The organism is Pseudomonas sp. EA_65y_Pfl1_P113, from assembly GCF_963970525.1.
GTDB lineage: Bacteria > Pseudomonadota > Gammaproteobacteria > Pseudomonadales > Pseudomonadaceae > Aquipseudomonas > Aquipseudomonas tritici.
This window is the reverse complement of sequence record NZ_CAXAQM010000010.1, coordinates 74,982-94,253: the sequence shown is the minus strand read 5'-3', so window position 1 is coordinate 94,253 and position 19,272 is coordinate 74,982. Positions and strand designations below refer to the sequence as shown.

Sequence of the window (19,272 nt, the reverse complement as noted above, 5' to 3'; positions counted from 1 at the left end):
GTTACTGTGCAGGCGTCGGCAGGGGCGGAATCGCTTCGGTCGGCGCAGGCAGCTCCGGGTTCGTGGCAGCCGGTGCAGGCTCTGCTTGCGGGGCAATCGGCGCGGCCTCGGCAGGCGGCGCCACGGGTTGTGAAGTGGCGGGCGAGTCGTTCGGCGGCTCGACCTTCTCGGCAGCCGGGGCGGCTTTAGGTTCCGGCACCCCCAGGTCAGCCTTCGGCTTCTCAGGGATATTCTCGGCCTTCTTCACCTCTTGCGGCAGGAACACATCCACCAGCGCAAAGTAACGATCGTAGAACTTCGGCGCGGACACGGTCTCACTGGCCACTTTCACCATCGAGTCATCGGTAGAGCCGATTGGCATCGACACGGACCCCAGCACACCCACACCCACACTCGCGGAGTTGTTGACCTTCTTCAGCGCGTAGCGATCCTGCAAGGCGTTGGCAAACATTGTTGAATGGTTGGTGCCTTTGCCATCATCGGCACACACCACGTTGAAGCTAATCTGCAGGTGGCTCTCGCCCGTCTGCTGAAAGCTCTTGTTGCCCACGACCACTTTCGAATCGTTACTGGTGATGATGTAGCCCTGGCTAAGCAGGGCACGGCGCGCGGCTTCGCACGCTGCGACATCACTGACCGGGTAATCCCGCGAAAACGTGCCGGAGTCGTCGAAACTCTCATGTTCATAGATAGCGGTCTTGGGTGACGAGCAGCCCGAGGCGCCCGCCAACACCAGCGCCACCCCAAGGCTACGCAAGTAAAATGATGTCGACATTTAAAATCCCGAGGAAAACAGTCAGGGCGGTATTGTGCAACAGAACGAGGCCTTGGCGCGCGCATTCCTGTCGGTAAAACGTCACTGCCCTACGAGACGCCACCTGTAGGAAAAAGCCCGGCGCACAGGTGATCAATAAATACGCGCAATTTAGCCGACGCATGGTTGAGGGACTCGATGGTGGTACTGATCTGGGCGCGCTGGCAACTTCCGGATTTTGCCGGCGAACGCGGCACAAAACAAAACGCTTGGGGCTGCATCAAGTGCTGACATTGCCAGGCATTCGTCCGGTGCTGTGGGTGACCTTCACCTACGTGCTGGCCCATAACATTCTCTATACCTATGTCGCCCCGCTGCTGGTACCGGCGGGAATTGTTGCGGATATCGATCGGGGGCTGCTGGTGTTCGGCCTCACCGCATTGTTGAGCATCTGGCTGGCAGGCGTATTGATTGGTCGGTGGTTGCGCGCACTGCTGCTGATCAGTTGCGCGCTGTTTGGCCTGCTCGCCTTGGCGCTAGCGTTCTGGATCGACCTGCCAGCGGTCATCTACACCGCCGTCGCGCTATGGGGCCTGGCCTTCGGCGGACTGCCCGCGCTCCTGCAAACAGCGCTGGCCAAGTCGGCAGGCGAGTCGGCGGATGCGGCGCAGTCGATGCTGGTGACCGGCTGGAACCTGGGCATCGCGGGCGGCGGTTTGGCAGGCGGCGTGTTGCTCCAGGGATGGGGTGTCGGCACATTTCCATGGGCGGTTGTGCTGCTAATGCTGCTGGCCCTGGCCGGCGCACAAAAGGCTTCGCCCCAACAACTGGCCCGGCCATCCCTCCAGGTCGAACATTGAAATGCGCTCATATCCGCAGGACTCATAAAACCGAACCAGGTCGCCGGTCCCGCCGCCGTAGCAGTCCACACGCAAACGCCTCACTCCCGCAGCACGGGCACGGTCGTCGGCGAACGCCATGAGGCGCCGACCAATACCCCGTACGCGCTGATCCCGCGAGGCGATCAGCAGCCGCACATAGACCTCAGGTTCTGTCGCTGCGGGCACATAAGCCATGGGCTCGCCCAACACGAGTGCCGCCAGGACCTGGCCGCTGCTGTCCTGTGCCACCCACGCACCCGGCATCGCGCAGGCATCGGTTACTTGCGCAACCCGCCGCGGCGAGGCTGACCAGGGCTCAGTTCCCCATTGACCGTGATTGCCCCTGGACCCGAACCAGACAATCACTTCGTCGAACACCTGCAAAACCGCCGGGGCATCCGCCACACTGGCGCGGCGGATCACCACCCCCTGACTTCCTTGATCGAACACGCTTAAAACTCCTTGGTCCGCGACAGTGAATGCCCAGTCTAGCGCACATAAAAAACCCCCGGACTGTTCAGGCCGAGGGCTTTTTTGTTCAAACCGACATCAGTACTTCTTGATGTCAGCCTTGATTTCCAACTGCTTGCGGTAGGCCGCGAAATCCTGCTGACCGATACGCGAAGCGAGGAAGCGGCGGTATTGCGCCTTTTCTTCGTCCGTTGGTGCAGCGGCTTCGTTGACGCCGTTCAAGCGAACGATCACCAGGCTACCGTCAGCCAGGGTCACGGTGGTAAAGGTCGGCTTGTCCTTGGCCGCAGGCTTGGGCATGCGGAACAGGGCTTGCAGCACGGCAGGGTCGATCGCTTCCTGGCTACGAGTAGCCGCTTCAGTGACCTTCCACGCCTGGCCGTCGACCGGCTGGTTCAGCGGGGTCTTGCCATCACGCAGGCTGGCGATCAACTCGTCAGCGTGAGTCTTGGCAGCCGCGCTGGCGCGCTCCTTGGCCATCTGCGTACGAATCGAGGCATTGACGCTTTCCAGCGGCAGTTGCGCAGGCTTCAGATGCTCCTTGGCACGCAGCACGATGATGGTTTCCGGGTCCAGCTCGATGGCGGCGCTGTTGGCACCCTCATCCAACACTTCCGGGCTGAACGCAGCGGTGACCACGGCACGGTTGGCCGCAACACCTTCGCCACCTTCACGGCCAAACGGCGCGGAGGTATGCACGGTCAGCTTCAGGTCGGACGCCGGCTGGGCCAGGTCGGACGCTTCAAATGCCGCATCTTCCAATTGCTTGGTCGCTTCGACAAAACGCTGCTCGACTTGCTGGGTCTTGAGCTCTTTGGTCAACTTGTCTTTCAGGCTGGCAAACGTAGGCACTTGCGGTGCCTCAACGCCCAACAGCTTGATCAAGTGCCAACCGAAGGTGCTGCGCACTGGTGCCGAGACCTGGTCCTTCTTCAACGCGTACAACGCGGTTTCAAACTCCGGGTCGTAAACGCCTGGGCCGGCAAAGCCCAGATCGCCGCCACTGTTGGCCGAACCTGGATCCTGAGAGAACTCCTTGGCCAGGGCTTCGAATTTCTCGCCCTTGGCCAGGCGAGCCTGGATTTCTTCGATCTTGGCCTTGGCTTGTGCGTCGGTGACCTTGTCGTTGACTTCAATCAGGATGTGCGCAGCACGACGCTGTTCAGCGAGGTTGGCGATTTCTTTCTGATAGGCAGCCTGCAGTTCATCGTCCTTGACGCTGACCTCGTCGAAGAAGGACGACTTCTTCAATTCCAGGTAGTCGATAACCACTTGATCAGGGGTCATGAACTCTTTGGCGTGCTGGTCGTAGTAAGCCTTGACCTCGTCGTCGGTGAGTTTCACCGCGGCAGGGTTGGCCTTGATGTTGACGGTGGCGAAGTCGCGGGTCTGTTTTTCCAGACGGGCGAATGCCAGCACTTCAGCGTCGGTGACGAAACCACTGCCGGCGATACCTGCGCGAACCTGGCCGATGAGCATTTCCTGGGTCAGCATCTGACGGAATTGCATACGGCTGTAGCCCAACTGACGAATCACCTGGTCAAAGCGTTCGGCGCTGAACTTGCCGTCCACCTGGAACTCCGGCGTCTGCAGGATCACCTGGTCCAGCGCAGCTTCAGAGAAGCCAAACTTTGAATCGGCCGCACCTTGCAGTAGCAACTTGCGATCGATCAGCCCCTTGAGGGCCGCCTCGCGCAGCAGTTTTTCGTCCAGCAGCGAAGCATCGAAATCCTTACCCAGCTGTTGCATCAGCTGGCGACGTTGCATGTCGACGGCTTGGCTCAGCTCGGTCTGGGTGATCTCTTCACCGTTGACCTTGGCCACGTCCTGTTTACTGTTACCCGAAGCCTGGAAAATGGCTTCGATACCGGTGAACGCCATCAATGCGACGATGATCCCGATAATGGTCTTGGCAATCCAGCCTTGTGAATTGTCCCTGATATTTTGCAGCATGCGTCCCCCAGAAACGGTTGAACTTCAAAAATAGGCAACCGTGGAGCGTGGGTAGAGTCCGGATAGAAGAAAGGCGCATCCGAGGATGCGCCTTCTCGTAACTGGCGGAGCGGACGGGGGTTTGAACCCACACCCCCGGCGTAGTGACCCAATGGATACGTAGGTCAGCTGCCGCTCCGCTGCCAGGCCAGACTTGCGTCCGACCCGGGTAGGTAAGGCTTGAGCTAAGCTTAGTTAACGGCTTCTTTCAGGGCTTTACCGGCTTTGAAACCTGGTTTCTTGGCAGCAGCGATTTGCAGTGCTTTGCCAGTCTGTGGGTTACGGCCAGTGCGAGCTGGGCGGTCAGTCACAGAGAAAGTACCGAAGCCTACCAGGACCACGGAGTCGCCGGCCTTCAGAGCGCCAGTGACGGATTCGATTACTGCATCCAGCGCACGGCCAGCAGCAGCTTTCGGGATATCAGCGGATGCAGCGATAGCATCAATCAGTTCCGACTTGTTCACTCTAAGTCCCCTTATATTTCTATTGAGTATGATTCTAAGTTTTTTGGTAAAAACAAAAGCCAGTGCTGAATGGCCTACAGACACTTAAGAGCCGCTTTATAACAAGGGCTCTAAAAAGCTGTCAAGGAAGCCCCCCGGCTTAATCGCATTAATGCGTGCTAATTCTTTCCTTGGAATCTGACTCGCGTTTTTCATCCTTCGCGACAATCTCCGGAGCCACATCCGGCAAGGGCTCCGGCGCGTATTGCAGCGCAATTTGCAGGACCTCGTCAATCCATTTAACCGGTTTAATCTGAAGATCTTGCTTGATATTGTCAGGAATTTCTTTCAAGTCGCGAACATTCTCTTCAGGAATGATCACAGTCTTGATGCCACCTCGGTGGGCGGCGAGCAATTTCTCTTTCAAACCACCGATAGCCAATACTTGGCCACGCAGGGTGATTTCCCCGGTCATTGCGACATCGGCACGCACCGGAATGCCAGTCAAGGCCGACACCAGGGCCGTGCACATGCCTACGCCTGCGCTAGGGCCGTCCTTCGGGGTCGCCCCTTCCGGCATGTGAATGTGCGTGTCGTGCTTCTCATGGAAGTCCAGGGGGATACCCAGGCTCTTGGCGCGGCTGCGCACCACAGTCTGCGCGGCAGTGATGGATTCGACCATCACGTCACCCAGCGAACCGGTCTTGATCAGTTGGCCTTTGCCCGGGATCACCGCAGCTTCGATGGTCAGCAATTCGCCGCCCACTTGGGTCCACGCCAGGCCAGTAACCTGCCCTACCTGATCCTGTTGCTCGGCCAGGCCGTAACTGAATTTACGCACGCCCAGGAAGTGCTCCAGGGAGTCGGCGGTGACTTTCACCGAGAAGCGTTTTTCCAGCGCATGTTCCTTGACCGCTTTGCGGCAGATTTTCGCGATCTGGCGCTCCAGGCCCCGTACACCAGCCTCGCGAGTGTAATAACGCACGATGTCACGGATCGTTTCGAGCTCGAATTCGATCTCGCCCTTCTTCAGGCCGTTGGCCGAAATCTGCTTGGGCGCTAGGTATTTGACCGCAATGTTGATCTTCTCGTCTTCGGTGTAGCCCGGCAGACGAATCACTTCCATCCGGTCCAGCAGCGCTGGCGGGATGTTCATGGAGTTGGAAGTGCACAGGAACATTACGTCGGACAGGTCGTAGTCGACTTCCAAGTAATGGTCGTTGAAATTGTGGTTCTGTTCCGGGTCGAGCACTTCGAGCAGGGCCGATGCCGGATCGCCACGCATGTCGCTGCCCATTTTGTCGATTTCGTCGAGCAGGAACAGCGGGTTGCGCACACCCACTTTTGTCATCTTTTGAATCAATCTGCCTGGCATCGAACCGATGTAGGTCCGGCGATGACCACGAATTTCCGCTTCATCGCGTACACCGCCGAGGGCCATGCGTACGAACTTACGGTTTGTGGCACTGGCAATCGACTCGGCCAACGAGGTTTTACCCACGCCTGGCGGCCCCACCAGGCACAACACCGGCCCGCGAATTTTCTTCACGCGCTTTTGCACAGCGAGGTACTCGAGGATGCGTTCTTTGACTTCCTCGAGGCCGTAGTGATCGGCGTCGAGGATATCCTCAGCGCGAGCCAGGTCCAGGCGCACCTTAGTCTGGGCCTTCCACGGCACCTGCACCAGCCAATCGATGTAGGAGCGCACCACAGTGGCTTCAGCCGACATCGGCGACATTTGCTTGAGCTTGTTCAGCTCGGCGTTGGCCTTGGTCAGGGCGTCTTTCGGCAGGCCGGCGGCATCGATGCGCTTTTTCAGCTCTTCGATTTCGTTGTGGCCTTCCTCGCTGTCGCCGAGCTCTTTCTGAATGGCCTTCATCTGCTCATTCAGGTAGTACTCGCGCTGGCTGCGCTCCATTTGTTTCTTCACACGGCCCCGGATGCGTTTCTCAACCTGCAACAGGTCGATTTCGCCATCCAGTAGCGCCAGCACATGCTCAACACGGGCCGACAGGTCGATAATTTCGAGGATGTCTTGCTTCTGCTCGATTTTCAGCGCCATGTGGGCGGCCATGGTATCGACCAGGCGGCTTGGCTCATCAATGCTGTTGAGGGAGGACAGCACTTCAGCCGGGACTTTCTTGCCTAACTGCACATACTGCTCGAATTGCGAGAGCAGGCTGCGTACAAAAACTTCGGACTCACGTTCAGGGGCTTCGACTTCGTCGATCAACGCGACTTCAGCGCGCAGGTGGCCGTCCACCTCCATGAAGCGCTCGACCGCACCCCGTTGCTCACCTTCCACCAGCACCTTGACAGTGCCATCAGGCAGCTTGAGCAGTTGCAGCACGGTAGCAATGGTGCCCACGCGATACAGGGCGTCTTCGCCTGGATCATCATCAGCAGGATTTCTCTGGGCCAACAGCAGGATCTGCTTGTCACCCGTCATCGCAGCCTCGAGGGCTTCGATAGACTTCTCGCGACCCACGAACAGCGGGATAACCATGTGCGGATAGACGACGACATCACGCAACGGCAGGAGAGGCAATTCAATGGTTGTCTTCATGATTTCGCCTCTATGACAGTTGAAAAATAAACTTGAAACCAAGATGGGGGCTGCATGCAAAAAAAACAAGCTTATTGCCAGCAGTTAAACGCAGTAAACGCTTTGGAGTAAAAAACGCTGTAAAAACAAAGGGGCCCCTGAAGGACCCCTTGTTTATACCGAAACTGCGAAACGCTTACGCGTCTGGCGCAGCTTTGGCAGCCGGCTCACTGTTTTCGTAGATATACAGCGGCTTGGACTTGCCTTCTATGACGCTTTCGTCAATCACCACTTTACTCACCTCGGACTGCGAGGGGATTTCGTACATGGTGTCGAGCAACACGCCTTCCAGAATCGAACGCAGGCCACGCGCACCCGTCTTACGCTCCAGTGCCCGCTTGGCCACTGATTTGAGTGCGTCGGTACGGAACTCGAGGTCTACACCCTCCATCTCGAACAGCTTGGCGTATTGCTTGGTCAGGGCGTTTTTCGGCTCGGTGAGGATCTGAATCAGAGCAGCCTCATCCAACTCGTCCAACGTGGCCAGGACCGGCAGACGGCCAACGAATTCCGGGATCAGACCGAACTTGACCAGATCGTCAGGCTCGACTTCACGCAGGGACTCGCCCACCTTCTTGCCTTCTTCCTTGCTGCGCACTTCTGCACCGAAACCAATGCCACCCCGGGTGGAACGTTGCTGGATAACTTTTTCCAGCCCGGAGAATGCACCGCCACAGATGAACAGGATGTTGCGCGTATCAACCTGAAGGAATTCCTGCTGCGGGTGCTTACGGCCGCCTTGTGGCGGTACGGAAGCAACCGTGCCTTCGATCAGTTTCAGCAGGGCTTGCTGCACGCCTTCACCGGAAACATCCCGAGTGATCGACGGGTTGTCAGACTTGCGCGAAATCTTGTCGATTTCGTCGATGTAGACAATGCCCATCTGGGCCTTCTCTACGTCGTAGTCGCACTTCTGCAGCAGCTTCTGAATGATGTTCTCGACGTCTTCACCCACGTAACCAGCCTCAGTGAGGGTGGTGGCGTCGGCGATAGTGAACGGAACGTTCAGCAGACGAGCGAGGGTTTCTGCAAGCAAGGTCTTACCCGAGCCTGTAGGACCGATCAGCAAGATGTTGCTCTTGCCGAGCTCGACTTCGTCGCCTTTCTTGTCACGCTGGTTCAAGCGCTTGTAGTGGTTGTACACCGCTACGGCCAGAACCTTCTTTGCACGCTCTTGACCAATAACGTACTGGTCAAGGATGCCGCTGATTTCTTTAGGCGAAGGCAATTTATGCGCGCTGCTTTCGGCCTGGGCTTCCTGCACCTCCTCACGGATGATGTCATTGCACAGGTCGACGCACTCGTCGCAGATAAAGACCGAGGGGCCGGCAATCAATTTGCGTACTTCATGCTGGCTTTTGCCACAGAAGGAGCAATAGAGCAGCTTGCCGTTGTCCTCGCCGTTGCGGGTGTCAGTCATTCGTTCGATCCAAATCCGATAGGCTTGCAACACAAGATGAAGGCTTATGCGGGCTTTTTCAAGCCCACCAGTGGTCGGACATGCCGACCAGCCCTATTTTGAGCGGCTTATATTAAGCGGGGCGCTTGTCGATCACGGCGTCGATCAGCCCGTAGTCACGCGCGGCTTCGGCACTCATGAAGTTGTCGCGGTTGGTGTCGCGCTCGATTTCTTCGAGAGTGTGCCCGCTGTGCTTGGCCATCAGCGTATTGAGACGCTCGCGAATGAACAGGATTTCCTTGGCGTGGATTTCGATATCCGACGCCTGGCCCTGGAAACCGCCCAATGGCTGGTGAATCATAACGCGCGAGTTAGGCAGGCAGTAACGCTTGCCCTCAGCACCTGCGGTCAGCAGGAATGCACCCATGCTGCAGGCTTGGCCGATGCAGGTGGTCGATACATTCGGCTTGATGAACTGCATGGTGTCGTAGATCGACATGCCCGCAGTCACCGAACCACCCGGCGAGTTGATGTAGAGATGGATATCCTTGTCCGGGTTTTCCGCTTCAAGGAACAGCAGCTGCGCACAGATCAGGTTGGCCATGTAATCCTCTACGGGGCCCACCAGAAAGATCACTCGCTCCTTGAGCAGGCGCGAGTAGATGTCGTAGGCGCGTTCGCCACGAGCGGACTGCTCGACAACCATCGGGACCAGGCCGCCAGCGGCCTGGATATCAGAGTTCTGCTGAATATAGGAATTACGGAACATGCTCTGCAGTTACTCCCAAATAGTCATGTCTTGAAAACGCATAAGCCAGCGCGAGGCTGGCTTATGGTTGTATTTCCAACGAGTTGGACAATCAGTCGGCTTGTGCTGCTTCTGCCGGCTTGACTGCTTCTTCGTAAGAGACCGCTTTATCGGTCACCTTAGCCTTCTGCAGAACAGTATCCACAACTTGTTCTTCCAGCACAACCGAACGTACTTCGTTCAGCTGCTGGTCGTTCTTGTAGTACCAAGCCACAACCTGCTCAGGCTCCTGGTAGGCCGAAGCCATTTCCTGGATCATTTCGCGAACGCGGTCTTCATCAGGCTTGAGGTCGAACTGCTTGACCACTTCTGCCACGATCAGACCCAGCACGACGCGGCGCTTGGCCTGCTCTTCGAACAGTTCGGCCGGCAGTTGATCAGGCTTGATGTTGCCACCAAACTGCTGAACAGCTTGTACGCGCAGGCGATCCACTTCGTTCGACAGCAGGGCCTTAGGCACTTCTATCGGGTTGGCGGCCAGCAGACCGTCCATAACTTGGTTCTTGACCTTGGACTTGATGGCCTGACGCAGCTCGCGCTCCATGTTCTTGCGAACTTCGGTGCGGAAGCCTTCGATGCCGGTTTCCTTGATGCCGAATTGAGTGAAGAACTCCTCGTTCAGCTCAGGCAGCTTAGGCTCGGAAACGCTATTGACGGTCACGGTGAACTCGGCGGCCTTGCCGGCCAGGTCCAGGTTCTGGTAGTCAGCAGGGAATTCCAGGTTCAGAACACGCTCTTCGCCGGCTTTGGCGCCAACGAGGCCGTCTTCAAAACCAGGGATCATGCGGTTGGAACCCAGCACCAGCTGAGTACCCTTGGCGGAGCCGCCAGCGAAGACTTCGCCGTCAACCTTGCCAACGAAATCGATGTTCAGCTGGTCTTCGTTCTGGGCAGCACGCTCGGCCACTTCGAAACGGGTGTTCTGCTTGCGCAGGATTTCCAGCATGTTGTCCAGGTCCGAATCAGCCACTTCGGCGCTCATGCGCTCGATAGCAATACCATCGAAACCGGCCACTTCGAATTCTGGGAACACTTCGAATACGGCAACGTATTCCAGGTCCTTGCCCGCTTCCAGGGACTTAGGCTCGATCGACGGCGAACCTGCTGGGTTCAGCTTTTGCTCAACCACTGCCTCGTAGAAAGAAGCCTGGATTACGTCACCAACAGCTTCCTGGCGCGCATCAGCACCAAAACGGCGCTTGATTTCGCTCATTGGCACTTTGCCTGGACGGAAACCAGCGATCTTGGCCTTTTGGGCAGTCTGCTGCAGACGCTTGTTGACCGCAGTCTCAATACGCTCTGCCGGAACGGTGATGCTCAGGCGGCGCTCGAGAGCAGTAGTATTTTCAACAGAAACTTGCATGGATATTCCTCGTTGCACAGACGTTAGCCGGCCATTTCCGACCCCAATCAAGGGCATGCATTCTAGTGGGTCAAACTCAAGAAGTCACCCTACTGAAAATACGCCCGAAAACAGCCGGCAATTTATCGGTACGAAGGCACTGACGCACCTCGCCCCGGTGACAAATACAGCCAAGTACGCCAGGGCTCTGCGCCGCCTCTTCTATATATAGAAGAAGTCGTCTATCCCCCTTGGCGGTCAACCCCTCAAACAGGGCCAGCAGGCAGTACGGCATCATCGAGATACATAAATACGACGAAACGCCCTGCCGTTGCGACCCACTACCTGCAGCCGCCGAATATTCGTACCGCTGAAACCAAAAAAGGCGCCAGACTGTTAAATCTGGCGCCTTTCGAATATGGGGTGGACGAAGGGGATCGAACCCTCGACAACGGGAGTCACAATCCCGTGCTCTACCAACTGAGCTACGCCCACCATATTGCGTTAACAAAGAAACCAAACTACTTCTTTGTTGAGCCCTGCCCTGCCTTTCGACATGACCAAGCCGTGTTTGGTGCGGATGAAGAGACTCGAACTCTTACGCCTCGCGGCGCTGGAACCTAAATCCAGTGTGTCTACCAATTCCACCACATCCGCGCTTGTAGCTCTTAAAGCAAAGGCGCCAGACGATTAATCTGGCGCCTTTTCAAAATATGGGGTGGACGAAGGGGATCGAACCCTCGACAACGGGAGTCACAATCCCGTGCTCTACCAACTGAGCTACGCCCACCATCTAGCGTTACTTGTGCCAAAGCTGCCTAATGGCGCACCCGGCAGGACTCGAACCTGCGACCATCCGCTTAGAAGGCGGATGCTCTATCCAGCTGAGCTACGGGCGCCTGATTAATCTGTACTCTTGGAGGATTACAAACTAAGTGCTTCCAGCCTTACAGAACAACACTCTATTCTGCTCGACCTTCTTAACCAGTGCTAGGCTGTGCCCGACAAGTGCGACGAATAGTATAGAGGGCCTGGAAACCCGTCAAATCTTTTTTGAAAAAAACTGATTTTATTTAAGGGGTTAGGGCAATTTGCAGACCAAGCGCCTTTGCCCTCACGTCATGGCATGCGAGAATGCGCGCACTTTTCTTCCCCCTCTCGATGGTTAATCACGCGTAATGACTGCACAACTTATCGACGGCAAATCAATCGCCGCCAGCCTGCGCCAGCAGATCGCCAAACGCGTCACCGAGCGTGGCCAGCAAGGCCTGCGCACGCCTGGCCTCGCGGTGATCCTGGTCGGCAGCGATCCTGCGTCCCAGGTTTATGTCTCGCACAAGCGTAAAGACTGTGAAGAGGTCGGCTTTATTTCCAAGGCCTACGACTTACCTTCCGAGACCACCCAGCAGGCGCTTACCGACCTGATCGACGGTCTCAACGACGACCCGAAGATCGATGGCATCCTGCTCCAACTGCCTTTGCCCGAGCACTTGGACGCGTCCAAATTGCTGGAGCGCATCCGCCCGGACAAGGACGTCGACGGCTTCCACCCTTACAACGTCGGCCGCCTGGCCCAGCGTATCCCGCTGCTGCGCCCGTGCACTCCGAAAGGCATCATGACCCTGCTGGAAAGCACCGGTGTCGACCTTTACGGCCTTGATGCCGTGGTTGTCGGCGCGTCCAACATCGTCGGCCGCCCGATGGCCATGGAACTGCTGCTGGCCGGCTGCACCGTGACCGTCACCCACCGCTTCACCAAAGACCTCGCCGGCCACGTTGGCCGCGCCGACCTGGTCGTCGTCGCCGCCGGTAAGCCGGGCCTGGTCAAGGGTGAGTGGATCAAGGAAGGCGCCATCGTCATCGACGTGGGCATCAACCGCCAGGAAGACGGCAAACTGGTGGGTGACGTGGTGTACGAAACCGCCCTGCCCCGCGCCGGCTGGATCACTCCAGTACCCGGCGGGGTTGGCCCGATGACGCGTGCCTGCCTATTGGAAAATACCTTGTACGCCGCAGAAACCCTGCACGATTGATAACCAGGCGTACTGAAAAAGCCCTGCCTTATCGCAGGGTTTTTTATTGCCCGCAAAAAAACTTTTCTCTTAGTTTTTAGGAACTTTCATCTGGCTTTAGAAGAACATTCGACAGTTTCCGATCCATACTTCTAAAATGTAACGGCATTTATCAAAAAACCGTTCCCGAACGGTATTTCCTTACTTTTTTAGCGAGTTCATCCGCGTGAAAATTCGTCTCTCTCTTGTCAGCCTATTTTTTGCTTTCACAGGCACCTTCGCGCAAGCAGCCGAAACCACCCAGGCTCCGCGTGATACCTCCAAGCTGCAAATCGCTTCAGGCAGCGCAATGCTGGTGGACCTGCAGACCAATAAGGTCATCTATTCCAGCAACCCCGACGTGGTGGTGCCCATTGCCTCGGTGAGCAAACTGATGACCGGCCTGATCGTGCTCGAAGCCAAGCAGAACATGGATGAGTACATCGATATCAACATCAAGGACACGCCGGAAATGAAAGGTGTGTTCTCCCGCGTGAAAATCGGCAGCGAAATGCCGCGCAGAGAGATGTTACTGATCGCCCTGATGTCGTCAGAAAACCGCGCCGCTGCCAGCCTGGCCCACCACTACCCAGGCGGCTACCCAGCATTTATCGCGGCGATGAACGCCAAGGCCAAGGCGCTGGGCATGACTAGCACCCATTACGTCGAGCCTACTGGCCTGTCGATTCATAACGTGTCCACCGCCCGTGACCTGAGCAAACTGCTGGCCGCCGCGCGCCACTACCCGCTGCTCAGCCAACTGAGTACCACCAAGGAAAAGACCGTTTCGTTCCGCAAGCCCAACTACACGCTGGGCTTCTCCAACACCGACCACCTGATCAACCGCGCCAACTGGGACATCAAGCTGACCAAGACCGGCTTCACCAACCAGGCCGGCCACTGCCTGGTGCTGGTGACCAGCATGGGTAACCGCCCGGTGTCGTTGGTGATCCTGGATGCCTTTGGCAAATTCACTCACTTCGCCGATGCCAGCCGGATTCGTAACTGGGTAGAAACCGGCAAGAGCGGCTCGGTGCCGGATGTGGCATTGCGCTACAAGGCTGATAAGAACCTGAAGAACCGCTCGAACGCTGCACAAGTGCGTCGCTAAACACGTACTGCCTATGTGGGCGCTGGCCTGCCTGCGATATCACCGCGGTGCAACTGAAACACCTCAGCGCCTGCATCGCGGGCAAGTCGAAGCGTCGAACCGCCGGCTCCCACACAAGCCCGCTCTCACAGTTTGATCCGCGGTGTTTACTTCCTTTCCGCCAACACCTTCAGTGCCTGCGCCGCCGCCCGCTCCTGCCCGGCCTGGGCCGTTGCATTAGCCGAATCACGCCAGCGTTGAGCATCCACATTGGCCGGCAACTGGCTTGGGCGCTGGGTGACGATTGCCCAACTCCCCGCGCTCTTCCACTTCGATTCAAAGGCGCTGAAGCTCATCAAGAGGCGCCGGTCCATCCCGGAGCGCAGCAGCACAGTACTTTTCTGCTGATTGAACCCGACCACGACCACGTAGTGCGCGTCAGACCACACCCCGCCGCCAATTCTCGCCATCACCGGGTAACCCGCCGCCACCTGCGCCAGCACCGCCGTCAGCTCTGCATCCAGCGGGTACACCATCAGCCCGTATTCACGCGCCAGCACCTGCATGTTGCGTTCAAGGTCCGCTTCGGCGCCCGGTAAACGCAGCGGCTTATCCAGCAAGCCCGGTGTCATGACAATGCCTTGTTGCGACAGCATGCTGGCTAAAGCCGTAGGACCGCTCTGATAAGCCTCGCCGCGAAAAGTCGGCACGCCATTGAGCTCGACACGCTCCGGCAGGCCCACCAGCCTCGACGGGGTTGCAGAGCAGGCCGCAAGCCCCAGGGCACAGGCGAGCAACAAGGATATTTTAAGGTTCGACCGTAACCGCAATTTTCTACTCTCTTGATCAACTGCCGGTGAGGGCCCTGATCATAGGACGCTCTGCCACGTGGGTATAGCCCGCAGGCTTAGTAAAGGGGGTGGATAGAGCAAAGAAGTTGGACAGACACGACCATTGGTCAATAGCAGGCAACCTCCGCCTAGCTAGACTGTCACTTGGGAAGACTGTGTGTGCCCCGTACGGGGCGAAAGGAGGCCCGAATGAGCCTTGCAACAACGATTTTACTGTTGATCTGCGGTTGGCTGGCGGTAGCCGGGGCCATGTTGTGGGGGGTGTTGCGCATTACCCGCCGGCACTATCACCCCCACGTCAAACCCGCCAAGCCCCACAAGGCAGCGGTGCATCACGCCTAGCCAGGCATGTAATTAAAGTCCTGAGTCGCTGCGACTTCCTTGCCGTGGCCATGCTCCAGGGATGCGAGCACGCTCGTGCCCATGCTGGACTCGAATAACGTCACATCCAGGCGATGATCCCCGGCGTCACTTCAAAAAAACGCCCGTCATCCACGCGTTTTCCATCCACTCGCTCAGCCATCAGGTCGTTCGGCGCTTCTCCCTTCAAGCCGATCCAGGTTTCGATCGGGTCGGCTTGGGGAATGAGACCGGCGCAGGCCGATAACAGCAGCACAGCACAGAGGGCGGGCATCAACAACAGGGGTTTGCAATCCTGCTCCCTTAGAGGTTCACGCATGCTCGGGCTGATAAAGACCGCACTGCAACAGCCGTACACGTTTATCGTGGTGGCCATATTCATATGCACCATCGGGCCGATGGCGACCCGGTGCAACTGGCCGACGCCTCGGGAGGTGCGCACGCGCCCAAGGCTTAAACCTGTCGCAGCCCTGACACGGCTGGTGTTGCAAGGTTGCTCAATGGCGCCGACCTACACCGTGCCTTCGGTAAACCTCCCGACGGTCTACCGCGAACAGACCCGTGACGGCCCGTGGCACAACGAACATTGCAGGCGGTACAGCCCCGTCAGTGACAGGCAAGCGTGCGATTGGTCACCGCGCTCGGTGGGGGCTGGCAATCTGGCGACCAGCCTTTGCCCCAATCAACTTCGCCTGCCCATCCTTCTGCTTTCCCGTCCGCGCCTCAGTGATCAACCCTCGGATCAACTTGCCCTCGGGCAAGTTCTTCCAGAACCGGCTCGGCAAATGCCCTTCCATCACCTTGGGGTTCAACCGCGCTGGATTGAAGATGTGGCTGTAATAGGTCAGCCACATCGCACTGTGCGGATCCTCTACATTCTGCGCCAGGTGCCGCCACGCCTCGGGGCACTCGCGCTGATGAATAAGCTGCTCTCCGTCGTAGTACACCCCGTCCAGCGGCGTGGCGATCATCCAACGATGACGGCCCATGCGCCCGATGAAATGCTGGCTGGCGGATTTCAGAATGTCGTGTGCAGGCTCGTGCCAGGCCACATATTCCGGCAGCTCCGCCCCCGCCCCAGCAGGTAATGCGATAAACCGCACAAACGCATGCAGGTGGTGCGCCTCGCGGCTGACCTGTTTGATCCGCCGCTGCAACTCGCTACCCAGCTTGTCCCCCGCCAGCATCGCAGTACGATCGCCATGGCTCACACGCCACAACACTTCATACAGCAGGCTCCAGCGCTGGTCGCCGTGGTAGCAGGCGGCCGACTCCAGCAGATCCAACAGCGCCTTGGGCACGCGCGTCTGGAACGGCCCGAGGCCTTCGGGGATGGACTGGTCGGTGGCAAACAGATCGGCTACCTCGGCCTCGCCCCAACTCACCTGGCTGGGATCGACCTGATGGCTGAGCAGCCATCGCGCCTGGTCGCGCCAGGTGCTGAACAGGTTGTTGCATTCCAGGCTGATCATCCCCACAACCCCATTTGCTGCGGTGCGGGGCGGTCGCGCAATTGCTCACGTAGCAACACGCTGGTGCTTTCGGCCTGTTGCGGGTGATAGTCACTGGTGATGAAAAATGGCTTGGCCTTGGCCAGTACGCAGCGCATGCGCGCCAGGTCTTCGAAGCGGATCTTGCGTTCACGCCGCAGGTCCACCAGGCGCTGGGTGGTGCGCAGGCCAATGCCCGGAATGCGCGCAATCAAGGTCGGCTCGGCGCGGTTCAGGTCCAGGGGGAATACCTCGCGGTGTTCCAGGGCCCAGGCCAGCTTGGGGTCGATATCCAGGGCCAGGTGGCCGGGGCCTGCGAACAGTTCGTTGGCGCTGAACCCGTAGCTGCGCAGCAGGAAATCGGCCTGGTACAAGCGATGCTCGCGCATCAGCGGTGGTGCAGCCAGGGGCACGCTCTTCGGGCTGTTGGGGATGGGGCTGAACGCCGAGTAATACACACGCCGCAGCTTGAAATTGCCGTAAAGCGCTTCGGCACCGTGGAGGATGGTGCTGTCATCGGTGTCGTCGGCGCCGACGATCATTTGCGTACTTTGCCCTGCCGGGGCGAATCGCGGTGCGCGCGGCTCATTGAGCACGGTCTGCTCGCCGGTGTAGATGGTCTGCATGGCCTGCTTGATTGAGACGATCTGTTTTTCCGGCGCCAGGGTCTGCAAGCTGGTCTCGGTAGGCAGTTCGATATTCACGCTCAGGCGGTCGGCATAACGCCCGGCTTCGGCGATCAGCGCCGGGTCCGCATCGGGAATGGTCTTGAGGTGGATATAGCCGCGAAAGTCGTGATCTTCGCGAAGAAGCTTGGCGACCCGCACCAACTGCTCCATGGTGTAGTCGGACGAACGGATGATGCCAGAGCTGAGAAACAGCCCGCTGACGCAATTGCGCCGGTAGAAGTCCAGGGTCAGGGTGACCACCTCCTCCGGGCTGAAACGCGCGCGGGGCACGTCGCTGGAGCGGCGGTTGACGCAGTATTGGCAGTCGTAGAGACAGAAGTTGGTGAGCAACACCTTGAGCAATGACACGCATCGCCCATCGGGCGTATAGCTGTGGCAGATGCCCATGCCATCGGTAGAACCCAGCCCCGCCTTGCCCTCGGAGCTGCGCTTGGGCGCGCCGCTGCTGGCGCACGACGCGTCGTACTTGGCGGCGTCGGCGAGGATGCTGAGTTTTTCGATCAACTGCATGAAGGGCTACCGGTACTGGTTTTTTGTACAGTAGCAGAGGGTAGCTACAAGCTACAAGCTACAAGCTTGAAGCTTGAAGCTTGAAGCTTGTAGCTGGAACTCAGCTCGCGGTGGCGAGCAACACGTCACGCACCGAGCGTCCCTTGCCACGCCCACGGTCCAGTGCATACAGCGACGCTGCAATCTCATCCGCACGAATCGGCAGCACCGACAGCAAGGTGTCACTCAAACCGTGGCTGGCCTGGCTGAAACCCTGGATGTAGATGCCAGCGTTGCAACGCTCGTCGGTGACGATGCGGTAGTCGCGCGCCACCTCGAATTCGCCCAGATAATCTTCCAGCGGCGCCAGCAAGGCGCGGTGCGTCTGGCGCTCGTAGCCGGTGGCGAGGATCACCGCATCGTAATGATTGACGCTGGTTTCGCCGCTGGCGTTATTGCGCAGCACCAGCTCGATGCCCAACGAACCTGAGGTGGCTTTCTCGACCACCGTCATGGTGCGGAACGCCTGGCGGGCGATGCCGGAGACTTTCTGGCGATAAAAGATGCCGTAGATACGCTCGATCAGGTCCAGGTCTACCACCGAATAATTGGTGTTCTGGTACTCGGCGACCAGGCGCTCACGCTCGGCGCCTTCCTGCTGGAACACCAGGTCGGTAAAGGCCGGCGAGAACACTTCGTTGACGAACGGGCTGTCATCGGCGGGTTTGAGCGCCGACCCGCGCAGGATCATGTCGACCTGCACCGACGGGAAGCTGTCGTTCAGGTCGATAAAAGCTTCGGCTGCACTCTGGCCGCCGCCGATGATGGCGATGCGCATGGCCTTGCCCTCGACACACGGTTGCGTGGCCATGCGCGCTAGGTATTGAGAATGGTGGAACACCCGGCTGTCCCCTTTGAGCGCCTTGAACGCCTCCGGAATACGCGGTGTGCCGCCGGCGCTGACCACCACCGAACGGGTGGTGCGCACGTGCTGCTCGCCCAAGGCATCGCGGGAAATCACGCGCAGCGCTTCAACCTGCTGCTGATGCAGGATCGGCTCGATGGCCAGCACTTCCTCGCCGTAGCGCGCCTGGGCCTGGAACTGCCCGGCGACCCAGCGCAGGTAGTCGTTGTACTCCATGCGGCACGGGTAAAAGGTGCCCAGGTTGATAAAGTCCACCAAGCGGTCGTGGGCTTTCAGGTAATTGACGAAGGAATATGGGCTGGTGGGGTTGCGCAGGGTCACCAGGTCCTTGAGGAACGAGATCTGCAGTTCGCTCTGGGTCACCAGGGTATTGCCGTGCCAGCGGTAGTCGGCCTGTTTGTCGAGAAACAGCACGTCCAGTTTGCCCTGGGCCTTTTCGCGCTCCTGCAGGGCGATGGCCAGCGCCAGGTTCGAAGGGCCGAAACCGATACCGATCAGGTCGTGAACCGCGGGCGAAGCAATAGCCTGTGTCATTCCAGTGTCCTCTGGATAAGCCCCTTGGCGGTGGGGCGGGAATACCTTTCAAGACCTGCACAACAGGTCATGTGTTGATAGGAAACGAGGACAGTGAA

The 19,272-nt window shown here is 58.4% G+C and carries 15 protein-coding genes, 4 tRNA genes and 3 pseudogenes; 5 read left to right on the top strand and 17 right to left on the bottom strand.

From position 1 onward, the window contains the following. Position 1 precedes the first annotated feature (1 nt). Complete coding sequence (locus AACY52_RS12025; protein WP_339438278.1) at positions 2 to 775, bottom strand: DUF2242 domain-containing protein; 774 nt, start codon at positions 773 to 775, stop codon at positions 2 to 4. 174 nt (positions 776 to 949) lie between these two features. Between AACY52_RS12025 and AACY52_RS12020 the strand changes: the two are divergent. Then, positions 950 to 1,614 (top strand): annotated as a pseudogene (locus AACY52_RS12020) (MFS transporter); the annotation flags it as partial. On the opposite strand, the gene AACY52_RS12015 reads toward AACY52_RS12020, so the two are convergent. The 11 genes from AACY52_RS12015 to AACY52_RS11965 form a co-directional block, all read right to left on the bottom strand. After that, positions 1,534 to 2,085 carry a GNAT family N-acetyltransferase gene (locus tag AACY52_RS12015; RefSeq protein ID WP_339560517.1) on the bottom strand — a complete coding sequence of 184 codons (552 nt, stop codon included), beginning with the start codon at positions 2,083 to 2,085 and terminating at the stop codon, positions 1,534 to 1,536. The pseudogene AACY52_RS12020 and the gene AACY52_RS12015 sit on opposite strands and share 81 nt — an antisense overlap. A 99-nt stretch (positions 2,086 to 2,184) precedes the next feature. Further along, positions 2,185 to 4,059, bottom strand: a complete 1,875-nt coding sequence (locus AACY52_RS12010) for a SurA N-terminal domain-containing protein (protein ID WP_339417987.1) — start codon at positions 4,057 to 4,059, stop codon at positions 2,185 to 2,187. A gap of 230 nt (positions 4,060 to 4,289) precedes the next feature. Continuing rightward, positions 4,290 to 4,562, bottom strand: a complete 273-nt coding sequence (locus tag AACY52_RS12005; protein WP_003174819.1) for an HU family DNA-binding protein — start codon at positions 4,560 to 4,562, stop codon at positions 4,290 to 4,292. Positions 4,563 to 4,710: 148 nt separating this feature from the next. Next, a complete protein-coding gene (lon, locus tag AACY52_RS12000) occupies positions 4,711 to 7,107 on the bottom strand; it encodes an endopeptidase La (RefSeq protein WP_314563009.1) in 2,397 nt (798 codons plus the stop codon). Between the two features lie 175 nt (positions 7,108 to 7,282). Beyond that, positions 7,283 to 8,566 carry an ATP-dependent Clp protease ATP-binding subunit ClpX gene (gene clpX / locus AACY52_RS11995; RefSeq protein ID WP_017136464.1) on the bottom strand — a complete coding sequence of 428 codons (1,284 nt, stop codon included), beginning with the start codon at positions 8,564 to 8,566 and terminating at the stop codon, positions 7,283 to 7,285. A gap of 112 nt (positions 8,567 to 8,678) precedes the next feature. Continuing rightward, entirely contained in the window at positions 8,679 to 9,314 is a 636-nt protein-coding gene (gene clpP / locus AACY52_RS11990) for an ATP-dependent Clp endopeptidase proteolytic subunit ClpP (protein ID WP_017848147.1), read from the bottom strand. 91 nt (positions 9,315 to 9,405) lie between these two features. After that, the gene (gene tig, locus AACY52_RS11985) at positions 9,406 to 10,716 is read right to left on the bottom strand and encodes a trigger factor (protein WP_339417991.1); all 1,311 of its coding nucleotides are present in this window, start codon (positions 10,714 to 10,716) and stop codon (positions 9,406 to 9,408) included. A 398-nt stretch (positions 10,717 to 11,114) separates the two neighbouring features. Continuing rightward, positions 11,115 to 11,190 (bottom strand) — tRNA-His (locus tag AACY52_RS11980). A 77-nt stretch (positions 11,191 to 11,267) separates the two neighbouring features. Beyond that, a tRNA-Leu gene (locus AACY52_RS11975) sits at positions 11,268 to 11,352 on the bottom strand. A 57-nt stretch (positions 11,353 to 11,409) separates the two neighbouring features. Next, positions 11,410 to 11,485: transfer RNA gene (locus tag AACY52_RS11970), tRNA-His, on the bottom strand. Positions 11,486 to 11,517: 32 nt separating this feature from the next. Then, positions 11,518 to 11,594: transfer RNA gene (locus AACY52_RS11965), tRNA-Arg, on the bottom strand. Between the two features lie 279 nt (positions 11,595 to 11,873). On the opposite strand from AACY52_RS11965, the gene folD reads away from it, so the two are divergent. Together folD and pbpG are read left to right on the top strand one after the other, a co-directional pair. Next, positions 11,874 to 12,728 carry a bifunctional methylenetetrahydrofolate dehydrogenase/methenyltetrahydrofolate cyclohydrolase FolD gene (folD, locus tag AACY52_RS11960; protein ID WP_314563020.1) on the top strand — a complete coding sequence of 285 codons (855 nt, stop codon included), beginning with the start codon at positions 11,874 to 11,876 and terminating at the stop codon, positions 12,726 to 12,728. Positions 12,729 to 12,933: 205 nt separating this feature from the next. Further along, a complete protein-coding gene (gene pbpG, locus AACY52_RS11955; RefSeq protein WP_339427860.1) occupies positions 12,934 to 13,857 on the top strand; it encodes a D-alanyl-D-alanine endopeptidase in 924 nt (307 codons plus the stop codon). A gap of 146 nt (positions 13,858 to 14,003) precedes the next feature. Here the strand turns inward: pbpG and AACY52_RS11950 are convergent, their stop codons facing one another. Next, on the bottom strand, positions 14,004 to 14,666 hold the full coding sequence (locus tag AACY52_RS11950; RefSeq protein ID WP_339417993.1) for a C39 family peptidase: 663 nt from the start codon (positions 14,664 to 14,666) through the stop codon (positions 14,004 to 14,006). A 210-nt stretch (positions 14,667 to 14,876) separates the two neighbouring features. On the opposite strand from AACY52_RS11950, the gene AACY52_RS11945 reads away from it, so the two are divergent. Next, positions 14,877 to 15,029: a hypothetical protein gene (locus AACY52_RS11945; RefSeq protein ID WP_339417994.1), complete on the top strand. Its 153-nt coding sequence runs from the start codon at positions 14,877 to 14,879 to the stop codon at positions 15,027 to 15,029. Here the strand turns inward: AACY52_RS11945 and AACY52_RS11940 are convergent. Continuing rightward, positions 15,026 to 15,366: pseudogene (locus tag AACY52_RS11940) on the bottom strand (hypothetical protein). The gene AACY52_RS11945 and the pseudogene AACY52_RS11940 sit on opposite strands and share 4 nt — an antisense overlap. A gap of 79 nt (positions 15,367 to 15,445) precedes the next feature. Here AACY52_RS11940 and AACY52_RS11935 point away from each other — a divergent pair. After that, a pseudogene (locus AACY52_RS11935) lies at positions 15,446 to 15,679 on the top strand (hypothetical protein); the annotation flags it as partial. On the opposite strand, the gene AACY52_RS11930 reads toward AACY52_RS11935, so the two are convergent. From AACY52_RS11930 to AACY52_RS11920, 3 genes are all read right to left on the bottom strand, one after another. Next, a complete protein-coding gene (locus tag AACY52_RS11930) occupies positions 15,680 to 16,519 on the bottom strand; it encodes a TIGR03915 family putative DNA repair protein (protein WP_339560516.1) in 840 nt (279 codons plus the stop codon). Then, entirely contained in the window at positions 16,516 to 17,736 is a 1,221-nt protein-coding gene (locus AACY52_RS11925) for a putative DNA modification/repair radical SAM protein (RefSeq protein WP_339427861.1), read from the bottom strand. Before AACY52_RS11925 ends, AACY52_RS11930 begins: the two co-directional genes overlap by 4 nt. A 100-nt stretch (positions 17,737 to 17,836) precedes the next feature. Then, a complete protein-coding gene (locus AACY52_RS11920) occupies positions 17,837 to 19,174 on the bottom strand; it encodes a SidA/IucD/PvdA family monooxygenase (RefSeq protein WP_339417998.1) in 1,338 nt (445 codons plus the stop codon). Positions 19,175 to 19,272 lie beyond the last annotated feature (98 nt).